Consider the following 16,874-nt stretch of genomic DNA (forward strand, 5'->3'; position numbering starts at 1 on the left):
GGTTCCTCCTCCGACCCCTATGACTCGCGGTCAACATAACCTGGCGCGCCAGCCTTTTCAGGTCGAAGCGAGGGCTCTCACCTGCGAGTTTGCTCCGAGAGCAATTCGGGCGGGGTGCCGTAGCGGCGTTCGTCGGCGTACAGCAGCGCGAGGGCGAGCCGTCGGGAGACCGGGGTGGGCAGCAGGGCGACCAGTCGGGGCAGCAGGTGCGCGCCCGCGGTGTCCACCGCGAGCATGGCCACCAGCAGCGCGCCCAGGGTGTGCCGGTCGGCGGTGGTGATCAGGGCGGCGGCCGGGCCGGTGATGGCCGCCCGGAGTTCGCGCAGCGCGGCGACCGCCCCGGCCGGGCCGTGCGCGCGGACCTGCAGGCGCAGCAGGTTGAACGCGTTGTCGGCGCGGTCGCGCTGGTAGGAGAGCTGGTCGTGGCCGATCTCCAGCAGTGCCAGCCAGTGCCGCAGCAGCGCGGTCAGCTCGGGCGCGGGCCGGGTGCCGCGGATGCGGTGCAGCACCGCCCAAAGGAGGTGGATGTCGCTGGAGCGGTCGTAGGTGAGGCGCAGCAGGTGTTCCGGGTCGGGTTCGGTCTCGCCGAGCAGCAGCCGGGATTCGGCGCGGAAGTAGCCGTCCAGGGCGGTCACGGCCGCGTCGGTGTCCGGGCCGGACAGGCCGTGTTCGGCCAGGGCGATCGCCAGGCTCTCCCGCCAGGCCGGATCGGCCTCGGTGACGCCGGCGCGCTGGGCCGCCTCGAAGGCCAGATCTCCTTGGTAGACCAGGGTTTCCAGGCGGATCAGCAGTGGCTGCACGGCCTGGGCGGCGGCCCGGTCGTAGCCGGCCAGCCGGACCAGGAACTCCGACATGGCCACGATCCCGACGGCCTTCTCGATCTCCCGGCCGTGCCCCGGTTCGCCCGGTGGCACCGGCCGGGCGGCCCTGCCCCGCCGGACCTGGCGCACCCGGCTCACCGTGGACAGTGCCAGCGGCACCAGCACCGGCGCCCCGGCCAGTCCGAGCAGCATGACGATTCTCTTGCCCCACATGGGTTTCTCCCCCTCTACTCCCAGTCACTGACGGCGGGTAGCGCCCTGGCCGCCGGGGCGGGTGGGCGTCGTGGCACGGCGGTGGCCAGGGTCAGGTTGTGCGTGAGATGGCAGGCGATGGCGGCGGCCAGTCCGCCGGTGGCCGCGGCCGCGGTGAACACCGCGCCGGAGGCCAGGTGGTACGGCAGTCGGCGCGGGCCGCCGCCGGGCAGGTGCAGCAGGGCGAACCCGGCCAGGGCCAGCCCGGTGGCGGCCGGGGCTGGCAGGCCGAACCGGGTGAGCAGTTCGGGTGCCCCGGCCCGCCACAGCAGCTCCTCGGCCGCCGCGCACAACGTCAGCCGCGCCAGCTCCCCGCCGGGCAACGCCTTGCCCGCCAACGACAACGGCTTCCCGGCCAGCCGGGCCGCGGTCAGCGGCAACACCACCCCGGCCAGCGCGGCCACCACTGTCCACAACAGACCCATTCCGGTCCACTGTGGACTGAGCAGGGTCAGCACCGGCAGCGCGCACAGCACGGTGCCCCAGTCGTAGACCGCCGCGCCGTGCCTGCCCAGCCCCCGCCCGAACACCAGCAGCAGCCACGGCAGCCCGAGGTGGCCGAGCAGCCCGGCCAGCACGGGCCACATCGCTAGCCCGCCGGGGGTGTGCCGATCAGCACCACGTACACCGGCGCGTCGTCCACCCCGTTGTGGTCGGGCAGCAGCGCGGTCAGCGGATCATCGTCGAAGCCGCCGATCAGCCTGCTCGGCAGCCCGTAACCGGTGGCGACCAGGAGCAGATTCTGCGCCAGGTGCCCGGATTCCATCAGCACGAACCGCAGCGAGCGCTGCCCGTACTTGAACCGGGACCGCCAGAAACTGGCGGAGAGGATCAGGCCGAAGGCGGCCTGCCCGGACATCTCGGCCTGGTTGCCGCAGTTGTCGAAGGCGTCCAGGTCGACCTCACCCAGGTCGGCCAGCACCCCGCGGAACGGATCGAAGTGGTAGAGCCCCGGCCGCACCCCGGTGACCCGCCTGGCCACCACGTACAGGTCGAGGGGGTAGAGCGCGCCGCCGGAGGGGGTGGGCCGGAAGCCCTGGTGTCCCTGCCACCGGTTGATCCCATAGGTGCGCTGGAGCACCCCGGCCAGCACGTCCAGGCCGACCTCGCCGCCGCCGAAACCCTTGGCGCTGCGCCGGGAATCCAGTACCCGGGCCAGATCGGCGGTCAGCGGCGCGGGTTCGGGTAGCGGCACGGTCGGTCGGCTGGCGTACCAGCGGCCGGAGCGGGCGGCCATCTCCCGCAGCTCGGCCGACTGTTCGAGGGCGACCACGCCCGGCACGTCCCATGGCAGGGAGGCGTTGTAGAGCTTGGACGCCTGGAAGTAGTTCTCCGCCGGGTCGTCGACGCCGGGCACACCGTCGGTGTAGACGATATCCAGGACGTTGGAACCGTGGATGCTGCTGTCGGTCACGGACATTCACCCCCAGGTCAGGGAAACGGATGCGGCAGCGGGTTGAGGTGTTCGGTGTCCACCTGGCCGGTCAGGCCGAGTGCGACGGGCAGCTCCCGCAGCCGCCTGCCGCCCAGCATTCGTTGCTGGAAACCCACATCGAGGGGTTGCAGCTGCGGGGAGAACACCTTCACCACATGCCCACCGGCCTCGCGCACATCGGGGCTGGTGACATCCACCGCGAGCAGGTCGACGCCCTGTTCGGCCAGGGTGGACACCAGTCCGGACAGGAGCTGTCCCGGGGTGCCGTCGGGCAGTGCGGGCAGTTCGGCCAGGGCGCGCCGGTGCGGGCTGGCGGTGAGGAATTCGGTGCCGGGCACCATTTCCGCGGAGGTGTAGAGGCCGACGTGGTCCTCGAAGTCGCGCACGGTCTTGTCGTAGTCACCGTGCGGCGCCACCACCTGGCCCTCGCGTTGCTGGGCCCAGGCCCAGGTGCGGGTGCTGAACGCCTCGAACAGCGTCTTGGCCGCCGCCCGCCGCGGTGAGCCCGCCGCCGCCGCGCCCAGGCCGATCGGGGCCAGTTCGGAGGCCCGGTTGCGGACCACGCCGAGCATGGCCGGGATGCCGGTGAACACGCTCAGGTCGACCAGGTGGAAGTCCAGTCCGGACGGGGTGGCGTGCCGCCGGATCAGCTCGGCCAGTGCCGGATCCGAGCCGGGGTCCAGCAGTGGCAGGGACAGCCGGTGGTGCCAGGCCAGCATGAAGGCGTCCCGCTCGACGAGTTCCAGGATGCCGGAGACCGCCGCCTCCGCCGGGGTGTTGGCGAAGGCCAGCCCGCTGCTGGTGGGGTAGCCGATCCGGCTGTCGTCGGGCAGGTTGTTGCGCAGGTAGGTCAGCTGCGCGGGCAGCCACACCGGCGCGCCGTCGTGCAGCCGCCGCGATTCGGTCCACCACAGCCGGGTGGCCGCGGTGAAGGGCACGTAGGGGAACCCGGTCCGGCCGAACTGCCAGTCCGCGAACAGGGTGAGCTGCGCGGGCTGGAGGCAGGTCAGGCCGGCGTCGGTGAGTTCCTCGGCACTGCCGTAGCGCAACGCCTCCTCCGGCACCCAGGCCGCGCTGTAGCGCTCCACGCCCTCACCGATCGCGGCCAGCCTGGCCCCGGTGTGGCTGGCGTCCCAGCCGCCGTTGCCCTTGTTGCAGGGCGCGCCGAGCAGCAGCCGGGAATCGCAGGTCTCGCTGCCCATGGAGTGCGCGTACAGGTCGTCCACATCGTGCATGCGCTCGTGCACCCGGCGGACGATGCCGGTCAGCGGGGACAGGTAGATCGCCATCGCCGCCTCCGCCTCGGCGGTGCTGGTCCAGCGATCCGCACCGGCGCCGGGCCGGTAGCCGGTGGCCGAGGTCATGCCTGCCCCTCCGCTCCGGCCGGGCGCAGCTGGTGGAACCAGACCTGCGGATGTCCGGTCTCCCGGCCGGGCGCGCAGCGCGGGCAGCGCGGCACCCGCAGCACCCGGTGCCTGCCCACCCGCAGCCCGGACAGGTCCAGTTCGACCGTGCTGATCCCGCCGGGCACCAGCTGGGCACTGCGCTCGCCCAGGGCGAGGTACTCCAGCAACCAGTCCAGGACCAGGCCGGTCTGCACCGCGACCAGGCCGGGCGCGCAGGCGGCGGCGTCCAGGCGCGGGCCGAGCCAGCGGGCCTGGGGCAGTGCCACGGACAGTCCGGTGTCCGGGAACACCGAGGCCCGGCGCAGCCGGTAGCAGTGGTGGCAGGCGGACTCACCCGGCAGGATCCACGGCCCGACCGTGGCGCGTTCGCCGTCGTAGGGGGTGACCGCCAGCCAGGGGCCGCGGTCCGGGTCGGCCAGGGCCTGCTCGTTCCAGTCGGCCAGCACCGGATCGTCCTCGTGTTCGCCGACCACCACGGTCACCGCGGCCGGATCGTCCTCACCGGCCACCGCCAGTCCCGCCGCGGCGACCTCGGTCCGGATCCGGGTGGCCAGTGCCCCGCCGCCGCTGATCCGCACGGTGGCCGTGCGCAGCCGCTCGGCGATCACCGCCCGTTCCACGGCCTGGCCGGAGCGCCGCCACAGGCCGAGCACCACCGGGTCGGCGGTGCCGGGCGCGCCGGTCTCGATGAGCAGCCCGGCCTCGACCAGGTGGTCGATCACCGCGTCCGCGCGGTCCCGCTGGTCCTGGTCCAGGTCGGCGAAGAGCACCGGTTCCAGGACCCCGCCGTCCGTGCGTTCCAGCAACGCCGCGACCAGCGGCAACAGGCCGGTGCCCGCGCATTTGACCACCGCGTCCCCGGCCCTGACCAGGACATCCTCCCCCGCGGCCAGCACCCGCGTGCCGGGATCGGTGCGCCAGCTCGCCCGGCTGGCCGAGGCGGATCCGTCCGTGCTCGAACCCTGCACTGTGAACCTCCTTGAGTACGACGATCGGGTGGTCAGCCGCGGGCCGCGGCCGACTCGGACTGATAGGCGTGCCAGGCCGCGGACAGGTAGGCCGACGGGGGCCTCCCGGCCCGGCCCAGCGCGCGTTCCAGCACCGGGGACACCGAGCGGCGGGCCTTGGCCGAGCCCCAGGCCAGGTGGTGGCCGAGGCGTTCCCCGGCCGGGGAGTCGATCCCGGCCCGCCGCAGGGCGTGCAGGTATGCCTCTTCGGGGAGGTAGACGTGCCTGCGGGGCGCCTCGGCGATCCCGGCCAGCAGCGCGATCGCCGCGGGCACGCCGAGCACCTCAGGGCCGGTCACCTCGTAGGCCCTGCCGCCCCGCCTGGCCGGGTCGGCGGCCAGCACGGCGATGAGTTCGGCCAGGTCAGCGGCGTCCAGCCAGGCCGTGCCCGCCGGTTCGCAGGTGCTGTAGAGGGTGCCCTCGACGGTGCCGTGCACGCAGGCCCTGACCAGGTCCTGGCCGAGCAGGGCGCAGCGCAGCACCACGGTGTCCACGGCCCCGGCCAGGGCGGCCGCCTCGGCCTGGGCCTGCACCGCCGGGAAGGTGCCTGCCGGGGCCAGCTCGGCCGCGCGCGGGGAGAGCACCACCCGGGGCAGGGCCGGGTCAATGGCCGCAACCTGCAACCGGAGGTCTTCCTGATTCAGCGAACCGGCGTCCACGACGGCCAGCCCGGCCGCGGCGGGGGTGTCCACGCAGGTCGTGCCAGCCGCCTCGGCCAGCGCCCGCCGGAGCAGCACCCGGTCGCCGGCATAAAATATGGCAGTTCTATTCTCTGCCATGGCCCCCTCAATTCTTCCGGCCAGAATTGGCGATGGCGCAAACCTAGACGAAATGACTGTCGGCGAACAACAGAGCATGAGACATTGCGTGTCAACCGATAGGGGTACACGGGCCTCCACCGAAAGACAGCGATCGACCCGTCGAAAGTGGACTCTTTCCGCACCCCAACAGATGTCTTGCCCTATTCCACCCGGTTGCGGATATGGTCTGCACCGCAATACCGGCGCACTTTCTTCACCACTGGAGGGAACTGTCATGCAGGAACTTCTGAACAAGGTCGAGATCCCCTCGATCACCATCACCACGCACGGCCAGGAGTCGAACCTGTTCGAGCCGACGGCGGCCCGTTGTACCTCGACGATCCCGTGCTGCTGCTGCAGCGGCGGCTGATCTCCACCTGATCGGCCGCTTTCCCAGGCCGATCGGCGGGTACACTCCGGTGGCGGCGGAAGCAGTTCCGCCGCCACCGTTCACGGACTCCTGGGGGGAGTACGCGGCATGCTCAGTCATACTCGGACGCCGTCGTCAATTGCCGGGCGCGCAGGCCATCGGCGGCACGCCCAACGCTGGTTCACCGATCCCGGTCTATCCCCGGTCAGCACCACCTATGACCAACGCGAAACAATGATCTCGGCATGTGTCGCGCTGTCCGTCGGCATTTCCGAACTCGGCCGCACACCGGACCGGGTCCTGGACGTCGGCTGCGGCGGCGGAACAATGCTGGAAATCGCGGCCAAACAACTCCCGGACAGCGCTTTGTTCGGCCTCGACCCGCACCGCCCCTCGATCGAGGCGGCCCGGACCCGGCTGGCCGACACCGGCGCGGAACTGTTCGCCCTGGCCGCCGGTGAGCTGCCCGGTTCGGCCGCGGCCGCCCGGATCGGCCAGGCCGACCTGGTCCTGGTGCACCTGTGCCTCGGCCTGTGGACCGATCCGGTGACCGAACTCGCCGCCGTGCTGGACCTCCTGGCCCCCGGCGGCCTCTGCTACGTCGTCGACCTGATCCGGCCGGCCGCACTGGACCCGGCGACCCTGGATCCGTTCCTGGCCGCGGCCGCCACCGAGGCCGAACGGGACTACCTGCGTGACCAGGTGACCGCCTCGCTCTCCGCCACCGAGGCCGCGGAACTGGCCGAACAGCTCACCGCGGTCGCCGGGGTCACCGCGGAGATCCGCACCGGCGACTTCAACGGCTTCGCCACCGGCGATCCGGCCACCGCCATCGCGCTGCACCTGCTGCTGCGCCGAAGTGCCGGACCCGCCTGACCGGGCGCGACAGCCATGGACCTGAACGAACCCGGCCCCCGGCCCCGCCGGGTGGTCGTACTGGACCGGCGGGTGGTGGTCTGCCTCGGCCTGGCCGCGGTGATCCTGGAATGCCCCAACCTCCTGGTCGTGGGCAAGGTGACCGAGGACCAGCGCGCCCTGACCGAGATCGAGCGCCTGCGACCCGACCTGGTGCTGGCCAGCGCGGCCCTGTGCACCAGGGTCGACCTGCTCAGCGCGGTGACCACGCTGCGGCACCAGCCCAAGGTGCTGGTGCTGACCGAGACCGAGGACAGCGCCTTCGTGCTGCAGGCCCTGCTCGCCGGGGCGAACGGATGTGTGTCCCTGCACGCGCCACCACGGGACATCGTGCAGGCCATGCGCGCGGCGGTGAGCGGGCAGACCCCGCTCACCGCCGCGGTGGCCGCCCGGATGGCGATGGCCGCCCGGACCCCTCGACGCACGGTGCCGTTGAGCCTGCGCGAGATCGACGTGCTCCGGCACGCCGCCGCCGGACACACCAACGCCCAGATCGCCAAAGGACTCGCGGTGAGCGAGGCGACCGTGAAGACCTACTGGCGGCGCATCTTCAAAAAACTCTCCGCCCAGGACCGCACCTCCGCGGTGACCATCGCCCTACGCCAGAACAGCATCGCCCTGGAGGACTGACCCACACCGTGTTGGCCGTTCTCGTACGGTGTGTTGGCCGAACTGGACGGTGTCTTGGCCGTTATGGACGGGGTGTTGGCCGAGGGGCGTACCAGTTCGGCCAACACTGTGTACGACAACGGCCAACACGGCGTACAAGAACGGCCAACACACCGGCGGATCGCGGACCGGGGTGCTGGCCGCCTGCCTAGCGGGCGGCGAAGAGGTCCACGCCGTTGCCGTCGGGGTCCAGTACGACCGCGTAGCGCTGGCCCCAGAACGCGTCGAAGGGCGCCAGTTCACTGTGGTGGCCCAGGCCGACCAGGTGCTCGTGCAGCGTGTCCACCTCGGCCGGGCCGTCGACCTCGAAAGCCAGGCTCAGCCTGCCGCCGGGGGCCCGCGGGGTGAAGTCCGGGGTGAACGAGGCGATGGTCGCCTCGGTGTCCCAGGCCAGCTTCACCCCGCCCGGCAGCACGTGCTCCACATGCCCCTCGGCATCGGCCGCGGCGGGCAGGTCCAGGCCCAGCTCCCGGTAGAACGCCAGCGACCTGGCCATGTCCGCGACCACGATGCCGATCACGGCGAAACGTGCCTTCATCCGTTCCTCCTTCAACGTCGGCCCCACGCTAGGCGGCCCGGCGGGTTACCGTCTTGAACGAAACGGCCACTGTGGAGGGCGGGCGATGAGCGGATACCGGGAGTACCACCCGGCCGCCGCGCTGCGCGCGCACGCGAGCTGCCTGTGGACCGACCACGGCCCGAGACCGCGCGTCCAGCGGGTGGTCCCGGACGGCTGCCTCGACCTGCTGTGGCTGGACGGTCGCCTGGTGGTCACCGGCCCGGACACCGCCTGGCGGCTGGCCCGGCTGCGCCCCGGCGGACTGCTGGTGGGACTGCGGCTGCGGCCGGGGGCCGGTTCGCTGCTGCTCGGGAAAATACCGGCCGAACAGTTGCGCGATCGGACCGTGGACGTCGAGGATCTGTGGGGAGTCCGCGGACTGGCCGAACAGTTCGACGGATCACCCGATGTGCCGACCATCGGCGGACTGGTGCAGCGGATCGCCACCGGACGGCTCGCACACTGCGGTGAACTGGATCCGATCGTGATGACAGCCAGCCGGGCTCTTGACGTGCCCACGCCATTATCGGTAATGGCGCTGGCCGACCGGCTCGGCGTGTCCGAACGAAGCCTGCGGCGAAGGATCACCGCCGCGGTCGGATACGGTCCGAAAACACTCGCGCGAATCCTGCGCTTCCAGCGAGTTCTGCGCGACAACCAGGGCAACCTGGCCGATCTGGCCGCCGCGCACGGGTACGCCGACCAGGCCCACCTCAGCCGCGAGTTCAGCCGGCTGGCCGGACATCCGCCCAGCTCAGGCCGGACGGTAGCGTGATCGACACCCGGTGTGCCCGAAGTGCGCGGGACCCTGCCGGAAATGCCCTATCGGGCAACAAGTTTCGCGTCACATCGGTGAATCGGCGTGCCGTTCGTGGCCGCCCCGGTGTGGTTTCTGCCAGAATGGTGTCATCTCCCCGATCTCGGGAGCACCTGCCCGCAGGTGGGAACGGTAACTGAGAGAGTTGATCCAGTGACCTTTGATGCCGAGACCGTTGTGGCATGGGCTGAACTGCCCACCGCGGAACTCCGTGTGAATGCCCAGCGCCTCGCCGCGGCCCGTCTTCCGGCGAACCATCCGCTGTGGACGGTCATCCGGGAGCGCCCCGCCCTGGCGGCCAAGCTGCGCAGCGCCTTCTCCGGTCTGCTAGTCACGATCAAGGGCAGCCGGGACGAGCACATGCTGCGACTGTGGATCACCGCCGCGCGCAACGCGATCGACGCGAAATCCGCTCCGGCGCCGGAGAAGAAGCCGGTCGCGGAGAAGAAGCCGGTGGCGGACAAGCCGGTCGTGGTCGCGCCGGTGCTGACCGAGCCCGCCCCGGTGGAACGGCCGCGGCAGTCCATGGTCTCCCAGCCGCAGTTCGCGCCGCCGCCCCCGGCCCAGTCCTCCCGCTCGGCCGCGCCGATCCCCCAGGTCGTCTTCCAGGAGCCCTAGACCTCGCAGTATCCACTGTGGACGGTTGGCACGACTCGATCGGGCGTAACCTGCCGCGACACGCCCCCGCAGATCGGGATCCCGCGAGTCGCGGTTGAGGATCGTGATCATGCCGAGTCGTCGCCGCTGGATCGCCCGCCTGGCTCAGGCCGCCGTGGTCGGGCTGCTCGCCGCCGACACCGCACAACTGCGCCGCCGCCTGGCCGCGCTGCCGGTGCTCCGGGACCAGCCCGCCACCCCGGCCCTCGACGACGGGCGGGTGGCGGTCGCGCACGGGGTGCGGCTGGACCAGTCGACCCTGGCCGCCGCCGAGGCGTACCGGCAGCGCGAACAGCTCGCCGCGCTCGACCTGGTGCCCGCCGACCTGACCCTGGCCCAGGCCCTTGACCTGCTCCGGGACGTCGATCCGGCCACCTACCGAGGCAACCGGCTGGCCGGCGGGCGCACCGCGGCGCACGCCATCGCCGCCGACCCCGGCCTGCTCGACCAGGTGGGCGTACCCGCTCGCCCGGACGGCGCCGACCTGGCCACCGCCGCGCTGGAGATCAAACTGCGCGCCCCGGCCGACACCGCCTTCGCCGTCGCCCCCGGCCTGGCCGCCAGCGCCGAGGTGCGCGAACAGGACCCGGCGATCCAGCACGCCGTGCACGGCGCCGGCCTGGAACTGCACGTCATCCTGCGCGCCGCGGTGCTCACCGCACTGGCCGCCACCGCGCTGACCGGCCGCAGATGGGCCGCGGGTCTGCTGCTGGCCTGGTCGGCGCAACCCCTGGCGGTCTTCGCTGGCAGTCGCACGCTCAAGCCGGCCGACCTGGTGCGCGGCAGCCTGACCAGGGTGATCGCCGAACCCGGCAGGCTGGTGCGCACGCTGACCGGCACCGCCGGGGTCCGCGCCCAGCGCGCCGCCGCGATCGAGACCAGCCGGATCGCCTACCGCGAGGACATGGCCGCCGGACTCGGCCGCTTCTTCGAGCCGCCCCGCCGGGACTGCCCGTGGTGCGGCGGCACCGAGTTGCGACGGCGACTGCTGGGCACCGACCTGCACACGCACAAACCCGGCCGGTTCGTCCTGGACGAATGCGTCTCCTGCGGGCACGTCTTCCAGAACCCGCGGCTCAACGCGGCCGGACTGGAGTTCTACTACCGGGACGTCTACGACGGGTTCAACGAGCACGCCGTCCAGTCCGTCTTCGCCACCCGCCGGGCCTACTTCCTCAGCCAGGCCCGCGCGCTGTCCGGACACGCCAAACCCGAGCGCTGGCTGGACGTGGGCACCGGGCACGCGCACTTCTGCAACCAGGCCAAGGAGATCTGGCCGCAGACCAGCTTCGACGGCATCGACCTGAGCAGCGGAGTGGAACTGGCCCAGCGGCGCGGCCGGATCGACCGCGCCTACCGCGGCTTCTTCCCCGACCTGGCGCCCAGCATGGCAGGCGCCTACGACGCGGTCAGCATGTTCCACTACCTGGAACACGTCACCGACCCGGTGGCCGAACTGCGGGCCGCGCACACCGCGCTCAAACCCGGCGGCCACCTGGTGATCGAGGTGCCCGACCCGGAATGCCGGTTCAGCACCCTGCTCGGCCGCTACTGGGGCGGCTGGGTGCAGCCGCAGCACCTGAACATGTACCCGGTGGACAACCTGCGGGCCAAACTCGGTGAACTCGGTTTCACCGTGGTCGGCACCCAGCACCGCGAGGCGGGCGCGCCGGACCTGACGGTGGCCGCCTGGCTGCTGGCCAACCGGTTCGCGCCGCGCTCCAACCAGCCCTGGCACGACCGCGCGCCCGGCCTGCTCCAGCGGGCGGCCAGGGGCGCGGCGCTGACCGCGGCCGCCCCGCTGCTGCTGGCGGCGGTGATCGGCGACCGGCTCATCGAACCGGCCACCGAGAAGCTGCGGCTGTGCAACGGCTATCGCGTGATCGCCCGGCGGGACTGACCACAATGGACAGACGGGCGGCCTACACCGTCGAACTGGCGCAGGGCCTGGCCCGGTTCTTCGAACCGCGCCGGGCCACCTGCCCGTGGTGCGGCTCCACCCGGATCGCGCTGCTGCTGCGCTCCCCCGACCTGATCCAGGGCAAGCCCGGCGAGTTCACGGTGGACCGCTGCACCGACTGCCGTCACGTCTTCCAGAACCCGGGCCTGTCCCCGGCCGGACTCGCCTTCTACTACCGCGACTTCTACGACGGTCTCGGGGAGAAGACCATGGGCGCCGTCTTCGCCAAGCAGACCCGCGCCTACCGGGAGCGGGCCGAGATCGTGCGCACGCACGCCGACCCGGCCGAGTGGCTGGACGTCGGCTGCGGGCACGGCCACTTCTGCCACACCGCGCGGCAGGCGCTGCCCGGCACCCACTTCGACGGTCTGGACTTCGGCGCGGGCGTGGACCTCGCGCGGCGGCACGGCCGGATCCGCCGGGCCTACCGCGGTGAGTTCGCCGCGCTGGCCCCGGAACTGGCCGGACGCTACGACGTGGTGAGCATGCACCACTACCTGGAGCACAGCACCGACCCTCGGCTGGAACTGGCCACCGCACTCGAGGTGCTGCGCCCCGGCGGCCTGCTGCTGATCGAGGTGCCCGACCCGGAATCGCGCTACGGCAGGCTGGCCGGACAGTGGTGGGTCGGCTGGATGCAGCCCCAGCACCTGCACTTCGTGACCAGGGAAAATCTGCGGACCGCGCTGACCGAACTCGGTTTCACCGTGCTCGGCGACACCACCGACCGCCCGGCGGCCAGCCACGCCCTGGTGGGCGTGCTCATCCAGTTCACCTTCCGGCTGCTGCCCCGCCCGGACCGCCCCTGGCTGCCCCCGGCAGGCCGTCTCCGCCGGGTGCTCCGCGCCGCCGCACTGGCCCTGGCCATCCCGGTGCTCGCCACGGCCGCGCTGGTGTCCTGGGTGCTCGGCCCGCTCACCCGGTTCCGCGGTCTGCACAGCGCCTACCGGATGCTGGCCCGCAAGGACTGAACTACTCCAGTCAGCCCTGTCGCGATTGGACTAGACCAGACAGCATGGCAATCGTTGTCTCCCTGCCCTTCCGCCGCCGTGGGGGACCTTCGAGCATCCCTGAGATCGAAGGACGAGACCATGACGAGAACACCCAGGCGCGGGCTGGTCCTGCTGGCCCTGCTGCCCATGCTGCTCACCCTGTTCGGCGCCCTGCCGGCCTCGGCGCACGGCACCATGCTGTCCCCGGTCAGCCGGTCCTACCAGTGCCGCTGGCACGAGAACCCGGAAAACCCCACCTCAGCCGCGTGCAAGGCGGCCGTGGCCACCGGCGGCACCCAGGCCTTCTACGACTGGCACGAGGTCAACCTGGCCAACGCCGCCGGCAACCACCGAGCCCTCATCCCCAACGGCAGGCTCTGCAGCGCCGGCCGCGACAAGTACCGCGGCCTTGACCTGACCCGCTCCGACTGGGCCACCACCCAGCTGACGGCGGGCGCCTCGGTCGGCTGGCAGTACCGGGCGGCCGTCCCGCACCGCGGCCACTTCGAGCTGTACGTGACCCGCAACGGCTACAACCCCGCCGCCCCGCTCCAGTGGTCCGACCTGGAACGCTTCCACACCCAGGCCGACCCGCCCCTGGTCAACGGCAGCTACAACCTCAACCCGCGCCTGCCGGCGGGCAAGTCCGGCCGCCACCTGATCTACTCGATCTGGCAGCGCTCGGACAGCCCGGAGGCCTTCTACACCTGCTCGGATGTGAACTTCCGCTAGTGCGGACAGCCGCTGTGCCCGCCGGGGCACAGCGGTTCCCGCTCAGCCCGGCAGAGGCGCGAACGCGCCGGAACCGAGCGGACGGATCAGCCAGGATTCACACCGACCGGGGACACCTCACCCGAACGGCCCCCGGCGACGGAGGAACTCTGGAGAAACCGCTGTGCCTTCCCTCGCACCCCGGGCACAGCGGTTCCTTCCCCAGAACCAGCGAACCACGGTGTCGGACGCGGTCGCTGCACTGCCGCGGGATCGCCGTGAACAGAGAAGACCCCCAGGTACCCCTCGTTCTCCCGCTATCCGCTTGAGCGGATGTCCTTGCGGTATTAGCGTACGCTCTCCAACGGGCGGGTTGTCAACCCTGGCGGACATGTGAACAATCGAGACGTACTCTTGATTCGCCATGGCGGACGATTCAGAGGTCGACTCCGCCACCGACATCGAGGAACGTTTCGTATGGATCCCGGCCGGAACGAGGGGCTCGAACCCGAGGCGGGGCAGCTCGCGCGCAAGATCAACCACTTGATCGCGACGCTGTACCCGGACAAGCGCACGCGTCCTGGCTTTGCCAAGCTGGCGCAGGAGATCCGTGAGAAAACCCGGTCCTCCATCTCCAACACCTACCTGTGGGAGCTGGCCACCGGGAAGAAGCGCAACCTCACCCAGGGCACGCTGGCCACGCTGGCGGAGTTCTTCGGCGTGCCCAGTGAGTACTTCCTCAACGACGAGGTCGCCGCGCGCATCGACACCCAGCTCGAACTGGCGCTGGCGCTGCGCAACCAGAAGGTCCGCTCCATAGCGCTGCGGGCGGAGGGGCTCTCCGACGCCACGCTGGACTCGATCCTGACCATGCTCACCCAGGCCCGCAAGATCGAGCGGTTGCCGCCACTGGACACCGGCCGCGACCGGCGACCAGAATCAGACGGATAGCCGCCCGGGTATGAGGCACGACTGCTCGTTCCGCAGGTGTCCCATCGGAAAATATGGCGAGGCGATGACCACTCGGCAGATCCGCAAGAGATGCCAGGCGCTGGTCGACGGGCTGACCCTGCCGGTGCCGTTCTCGGTGGACGCGCTGGTGGACGAGCTGGCCGCGCAGCGCGGGCGGCCGATCCACCTGCTCGCGCTGCCCAACGGCATGGTGGTCAACGCCTGCGGGCTGTGGATCGCCACCGAGGACCACGACGAGATCTACGTCGAGGAGAAGACCACCCCGCTGCACCGGGAACACATCATCCTGCACGAGATCGGGCACATCCTCTGCGACCACGAGGCCGCCGAGGAGGGGGGCCAGGTGTCGCTGGCGAAGTTCCTGCCCGATCTGAGCCCGGAACTGATCGAACGGCTGCTCGCGCGAACCAACTACACCAGCCAGCAGGAGCAGGAGGCCGAACTGGTGGCCAGCCTGATCCGCACCGCCGCGGGCACGCGCACCGCCTCGTCCGCCACGAGCGGGGCCCTGGGGGAACTCGAAGCCGCACTGGGGATCCGCAACAAGGGGCGTGGAGACAATTTCGGTCTATGAACTGGGCACCCAGATCCAGCTCTACGGCGTGCTGGCGATGTGGGTGGTCATCCTGCTGCGCATCCCGGCGGCCAGGAGGTCCCGGCAGCAGCGGATGCTGTTGCTCGCCGTGGTGGGCATGGCGGGCTCCATCACCATCTACCTCGCGCCGGTGCTCTCGGCGCTGAACGCGTTGCCGGGCATCGTGATCGCCGGCTGCGGGCTGTTCACCAACCTGTGGGGCGTGTTCAGCTCCGCGCTGGTGCTGGACTTCGTGCTGGCCGCGATCGGGGTGCGCCGGGCCAAGCTGGTCTACGGCGGCACCGCGGCCGTGCTGCTGGCCCTGGTGGCGCTCAACCTGACCGTCTTCCCCAACGACGAGGGCTGCGTCACCACCAACCAGGCGCAGTGGTACTCCACGTTCTGGTGGATCATCATCGCCGCGCACCTGGTGGCCAAGATCCCGTGCATGCTGCTGTGCCTGCGCTACGCCCACCAGGCCAAGCAGGACCGCTCGCTGCGGATCGGGCTCGGCCTGTTCGCCGCGGCCTTCGCGGTCTCCGCGTTCTTCTGGCTGACCATGCTCTACGTGCTGCTCACCGGCGCCCGCTGGCTGGGCCAGTACTCCGCGCTCAACATCGGCATCACCGGGGTGCTGATGACCGCGGGCGCGGCGCTGCCGCTGGTGCTCGACACCGGGCAGATGCTGCGCAACATGCGCTGGCTGTGGCGGTTGTGGCCGCTGTGGCGGGACCTCATCGAGGAGGTGCCGCACGTGGCGCTGTCCCGCCCGCAGGCCCGCCCGCGCGACCTTCTCGGCACCCCGCACTCGACCTACCTGCGGCTGTACCGCCGGGTGATCGAGATCCGGGACGCGATGCTGATCCTGCGCGACTACGTCAGCCCGGAGACGGTGGAGCGGGCACGGGCGCACGTGATCGCCAACGGGGTGCCGGAGGAGGATCGGCAGGCCGCGGTCACCGCCTGCTGGCTGGCCGCCGCCCGGCGGGCCAAGAACGCCGGGGTGGAACCGGATCCGAACCCACTGGACGCCGCCCAGCTGCCAGGTGACGGCCTGCCCGGCGAGATCGACTTCCTGCTGTCGGTGGCCCAGGCGCGGGAACAGCCGTGGGTGGCCACCTTCGACCTGGCCGGATCGGACCACAACGCCGGGAAGCGGGCATGACGCGGTACACCGACAGCGCGCTGGGCAAGGACTCCCCCACCGAGCACGGGCGGCTGACCTCGATCCAGAACGCCGCGGACGCGGGCACCATCGGTGTCATCGAGGCCCTGGACCCCCGGCCGGACTGGGACTGCCTGGACCTGGGCGCGGGCGCCGGATCCATCGCGCGCTGGCTGACGCAACGCTGTCCGCTCGGGCGGGTGCTGGCCAACGACATCGACATCCGCCACCTCACCGACCTGGGCGCGGCCGCCCAGGAGGCCGATCTGACCGATCCGGCCTACGCGCCGGGCCGGTTCGACCTGGTGCACGCCCGCTACGTGCTCTGTCACCTGCCCGAACGCGATGAGATCGTGCGCCGCGCGGCGGGCTGGCTCAAACCGGGCGGCTACCTGGTGGTCACCGACCCCTACCAGCTGCCGGCGGAGACCTCGCCGTTCCCGGTGGTGCGCCGGATCATGGCCGCCTACGAGCGGGTCTACGCCGGGCACGGGGCCGATCTGCACTGGGCCCGCGGCCTGCCCGCGCTGCTGGCGGCCAGCGGACTCGGCGAGATCGGCTACACCGGCACCCTGGGTCGCATGGGCAACCTGGACCAGGACCGGTGGCGGCCGCTGGTGGCACAGGTCAAGCCCAAGATGCTAGCCGACGGGCTGATCGAGCAGTCCGAAATGGACGAATTTGAGAGATTGTTGAACAGCTCTACCTTCATTGACATCCCACAGTTCACGATCTCGGTATGGGGGCGGGCCGTCACCGGCTGACCCCCGCACCACCGTTTCACGCACTGGG

The 16,874-nt window shown here is 71.3% G+C and carries 19 protein-coding genes; 12 read left to right on the forward strand and 7 right to left on the reverse strand.

Translation table 11 applies throughout. The annotated features are described in order from the left end of the window. Nucleotides 1–77 precede the first annotated feature (77 nt). The 6 genes from HNR67_RS34925 to HNR67_RS34950 are packed head-to-tail and all read right to left on the reverse strand — an operon-like array spanning nt 78 to nt 5,700. Nucleotides 78–1,034, reverse strand: a complete 957-nt coding sequence (locus tag HNR67_RS34925) for a hypothetical protein (RefSeq protein WP_185006902.1) — start codon at nt 1,032–1,034, stop codon at nt 78–80. Between the two features lie 14 nt (nt 1,035–1,048). Beyond that, the gene (locus HNR67_RS34930; protein WP_185006904.1) at nt 1,049–1,660 is read right to left on the reverse strand and encodes a CPBP family glutamic-type intramembrane protease; all 612 of its coding nucleotides are present in this window, start codon (nt 1,658–1,660) and stop codon (nt 1,049–1,051) included. 2 nt (nt 1,661–1,662) lie between these two features. Continuing rightward, the gene (locus tag HNR67_RS34935; RefSeq protein ID WP_221490155.1) at nt 1,663–2,487 is read right to left on the reverse strand and encodes a SagB/ThcOx family dehydrogenase; all 825 of its coding nucleotides are present in this window, start codon (nt 2,485–2,487) and stop codon (nt 1,663–1,665) included. A gap of 17 nt (nt 2,488–2,504) precedes the next feature. After that, nucleotides 2,505–3,872, reverse strand: coding sequence for a YcaO-like family protein (locus HNR67_RS34940; protein ID WP_185006908.1), 1,368 nt, complete (start codon nt 3,870–3,872; stop codon nt 2,505–2,507). Then, complete coding sequence (locus tag HNR67_RS34945) at nt 3,869–4,882, reverse strand: TOMM precursor leader peptide-binding protein (protein ID WP_185006910.1); 1,014 nt, start codon at nt 4,880–4,882, stop codon at nt 3,869–3,871. Before HNR67_RS34945 ends, HNR67_RS34940 begins: the two co-directional genes overlap by 4 nt. A gap of 32 nt (nt 4,883–4,914) precedes the next feature. Beyond that, complete coding sequence (locus HNR67_RS34950; RefSeq protein ID WP_185006912.1) at nt 4,915–5,700, reverse strand: Rossmann-fold NAD(P)-binding domain-containing protein; 786 nt, start codon at nt 5,698–5,700, stop codon at nt 4,915–4,917. A 256-nt stretch (nt 5,701–5,956) separates the two neighbouring features. On the opposite strand from HNR67_RS34950, the gene HNR67_RS45985 reads away from it, so the two are divergent. The 3 genes from HNR67_RS45985 (at nt 5,957) to HNR67_RS34960 (ending at nt 7,636) form a co-directional block, all read left to right on the forward strand. Next, nucleotides 5,957–6,091, forward strand: a complete 135-nt coding sequence (locus HNR67_RS45985; protein WP_281403268.1) for a hypothetical protein — start codon at nt 5,957–5,959, stop codon at nt 6,089–6,091. A gap of 234 nt (nt 6,092–6,325) precedes the next feature. Next, nucleotides 6,326–6,967: a class I SAM-dependent methyltransferase gene (locus HNR67_RS34955; RefSeq protein WP_185006914.1), complete on the forward strand. Its 642-nt coding sequence runs from the start codon at nt 6,326–6,328 to the stop codon at nt 6,965–6,967. 15 nt (nt 6,968–6,982) lie between these two features. After that, on the forward strand, nt 6,983–7,636 hold the full coding sequence (locus HNR67_RS34960; protein WP_185006916.1) for a LuxR C-terminal-related transcriptional regulator: 654 nt from the start codon (nt 6,983–6,985) through the stop codon (nt 7,634–7,636). A 187-nt stretch (nt 7,637–7,823) separates the two neighbouring features. On the opposite strand, the gene HNR67_RS34965 is transcribed toward HNR67_RS34960, so the two are convergent. Continuing rightward, nucleotides 7,824–8,213 carry a VOC family protein gene (locus HNR67_RS34965; RefSeq protein ID WP_185006918.1) on the reverse strand — a complete coding sequence of 130 codons (390 nt, stop codon included), beginning with the start codon at nt 8,211–8,213 and terminating at the stop codon, nt 7,824–7,826. 85 nt (nt 8,214–8,298) lie between these two features. Here HNR67_RS34965 and HNR67_RS34970 point away from each other — a divergent pair, with 85 nt between their 5' ends. The 9 genes from HNR67_RS34970 to HNR67_RS35010 all read left to right on the forward strand — a co-directional run bounded on the left by HNR67_RS34970 (nt 8,299) and on the right by HNR67_RS35010 (nt 16,846). Further along, nucleotides 8,299–9,009, forward strand: a complete 711-nt coding sequence (locus tag HNR67_RS34970) for a helix-turn-helix transcriptional regulator (protein ID WP_185006921.1) — start codon at nt 8,299–8,301, stop codon at nt 9,007–9,009. A gap of 255 nt (nt 9,010–9,264) precedes the next feature. After that, nucleotides 9,265–9,669 (forward strand): hypothetical protein, encoded by a 405-nt coding sequence (locus tag HNR67_RS34975; RefSeq protein ID WP_185006923.1) that lies wholly within the window; start codon nt 9,265–9,267, stop codon nt 9,667–9,669. A gap of 109 nt (nt 9,670–9,778) precedes the next feature. Next, nucleotides 9,779–11,608 (forward strand): class I SAM-dependent methyltransferase, encoded by a 1,830-nt coding sequence (locus tag HNR67_RS43920; RefSeq protein ID WP_221490157.1) that lies wholly within the window; start codon nt 9,779–9,781, stop codon nt 11,606–11,608. Between the two features lie 5 nt (nt 11,609–11,613). Then, nucleotides 11,614–12,639 (forward strand): class I SAM-dependent methyltransferase, encoded by a 1,026-nt coding sequence (locus tag HNR67_RS34985; protein ID WP_185006925.1) that lies wholly within the window; start codon nt 11,614–11,616, stop codon nt 12,637–12,639. Between the two features lie 120 nt (nt 12,640–12,759). Then, nucleotides 12,760–13,392 carry a lytic polysaccharide monooxygenase auxiliary activity family 9 protein gene (locus HNR67_RS34990; protein WP_185006927.1) on the forward strand — a complete coding sequence of 211 codons (633 nt, stop codon included), beginning with the start codon at nt 12,760–12,762 and terminating at the stop codon, nt 13,390–13,392. 456 nt (nt 13,393–13,848) lie between these two features. Continuing rightward, nucleotides 13,849–14,322 carry a hypothetical protein gene (locus tag HNR67_RS34995; protein WP_185006929.1) on the forward strand — a complete coding sequence of 158 codons (474 nt, stop codon included), beginning with the start codon at nt 13,849–13,851 and terminating at the stop codon, nt 14,320–14,322. A gap of 64 nt (nt 14,323–14,386) precedes the next feature. Then, nucleotides 14,387–14,917, forward strand: a complete 531-nt coding sequence (locus HNR67_RS35000; RefSeq protein ID WP_185006931.1) for a hypothetical protein — start codon at nt 14,387–14,389, stop codon at nt 14,915–14,917. After that, the gene (locus HNR67_RS35005; RefSeq protein ID WP_185006933.1) at nt 14,895–16,082 is read left to right on the forward strand and encodes an MAB_1171c family putative transporter; all 1,188 of its coding nucleotides are present in this window, start codon (nt 14,895–14,897) and stop codon (nt 16,080–16,082) included. The genes HNR67_RS35000 and HNR67_RS35005 overlap by 23 nt, the downstream gene beginning before the upstream one ends. Next, entirely contained in the window at nt 16,079–16,846 is a 768-nt protein-coding gene (locus tag HNR67_RS35010) for a class I SAM-dependent methyltransferase (protein WP_185006935.1), read from the forward strand. Before HNR67_RS35005 ends, HNR67_RS35010 begins: the two co-directional genes overlap by 4 nt. Nucleotides 16,847–16,874: the final 28 nt, after the last annotated feature.

It is taken from the genome of Crossiella cryophila (assembly GCF_014204915.1).
Classification (GTDB): domain Bacteria; phylum Actinomycetota; class Actinomycetes; order Mycobacteriales; family Pseudonocardiaceae; genus Crossiella; species Crossiella cryophila.

What these genes read in the sequence shown, in the direction of transcription:
- HNR67_RS34925 (WP_185006902.1), bottom strand. Translation starts at nt 1,034, where the DNA reads ATGTGGGGCAAGAGAATCGTCATGCTGCTCGGACTGGCCGGGGCGCCG.
- HNR67_RS34930 (WP_185006904.1), bottom strand. Translation starts at nt 1,660, where the DNA reads ATGTGGCCCGTGCTGGCCGGGCTGCTCGGCCACCTCGGGCTGCCGTGG.
- HNR67_RS34940 (WP_185006908.1), bottom strand. Translation starts at nt 3,872, where the DNA reads ATGACCTCGGCCACCGGCTACCGGCCCGGCGCCGGTGCGGATCGCTGG.
- HNR67_RS34950 (WP_185006912.1), bottom strand. Translation starts at nt 5,700, where the DNA reads ATGGCAGAGAATAGAACTGCCATATTTTATGCCGGCGACCGGGTGCTG.
- HNR67_RS45985 (WP_281403268.1), top strand. Translation starts at nt 5,957, where the DNA reads ATGCAGGAACTTCTGAACAAGGTCGAGATCCCCTCGATCACCATCACC.
- HNR67_RS34955 (WP_185006914.1), top strand. Translation starts at nt 6,326, where the DNA reads ATGATCTCGGCATGTGTCGCGCTGTCCGTCGGCATTTCCGAACTCGGC.
- HNR67_RS34960 (WP_185006916.1), top strand. Translation starts at nt 6,983, where the DNA reads ATGGACCTGAACGAACCCGGCCCCCGGCCCCGCCGGGTGGTCGTACTG.
- HNR67_RS34965 (WP_185006918.1), bottom strand. Translation starts at nt 8,213, where the DNA reads ATGAAGGCACGTTTCGCCGTGATCGGCATCGTGGTCGCGGACATGGCC.
- HNR67_RS34970 (WP_185006921.1), top strand. Translation starts at nt 8,299, where the DNA reads ATGAGCGGATACCGGGAGTACCACCCGGCCGCCGCGCTGCGCGCGCAC.
- HNR67_RS43920 (WP_221490157.1), top strand. Translation starts at nt 9,779, where the DNA reads ATGCCGAGTCGTCGCCGCTGGATCGCCCGCCTGGCTCAGGCCGCCGTG.
- HNR67_RS34985 (WP_185006925.1), top strand. Translation starts at nt 11,614, where the DNA reads ATGGACAGACGGGCGGCCTACACCGTCGAACTGGCGCAGGGCCTGGCC.
- HNR67_RS34990 (WP_185006927.1), top strand. Translation starts at nt 12,760, where the DNA reads ATGACGAGAACACCCAGGCGCGGGCTGGTCCTGCTGGCCCTGCTGCCC.
- HNR67_RS34995 (WP_185006929.1), top strand. Translation starts at nt 13,849, where the DNA reads ATGGATCCCGGCCGGAACGAGGGGCTCGAACCCGAGGCGGGGCAGCTC.
- HNR67_RS35000 (WP_185006931.1), top strand. Translation starts at nt 14,387, where the DNA reads ATGACCACTCGGCAGATCCGCAAGAGATGCCAGGCGCTGGTCGACGGG.
- HNR67_RS35010 (WP_185006935.1), top strand. Translation starts at nt 16,079, where the DNA reads ATGACGCGGTACACCGACAGCGCGCTGGGCAAGGACTCCCCCACCGAG.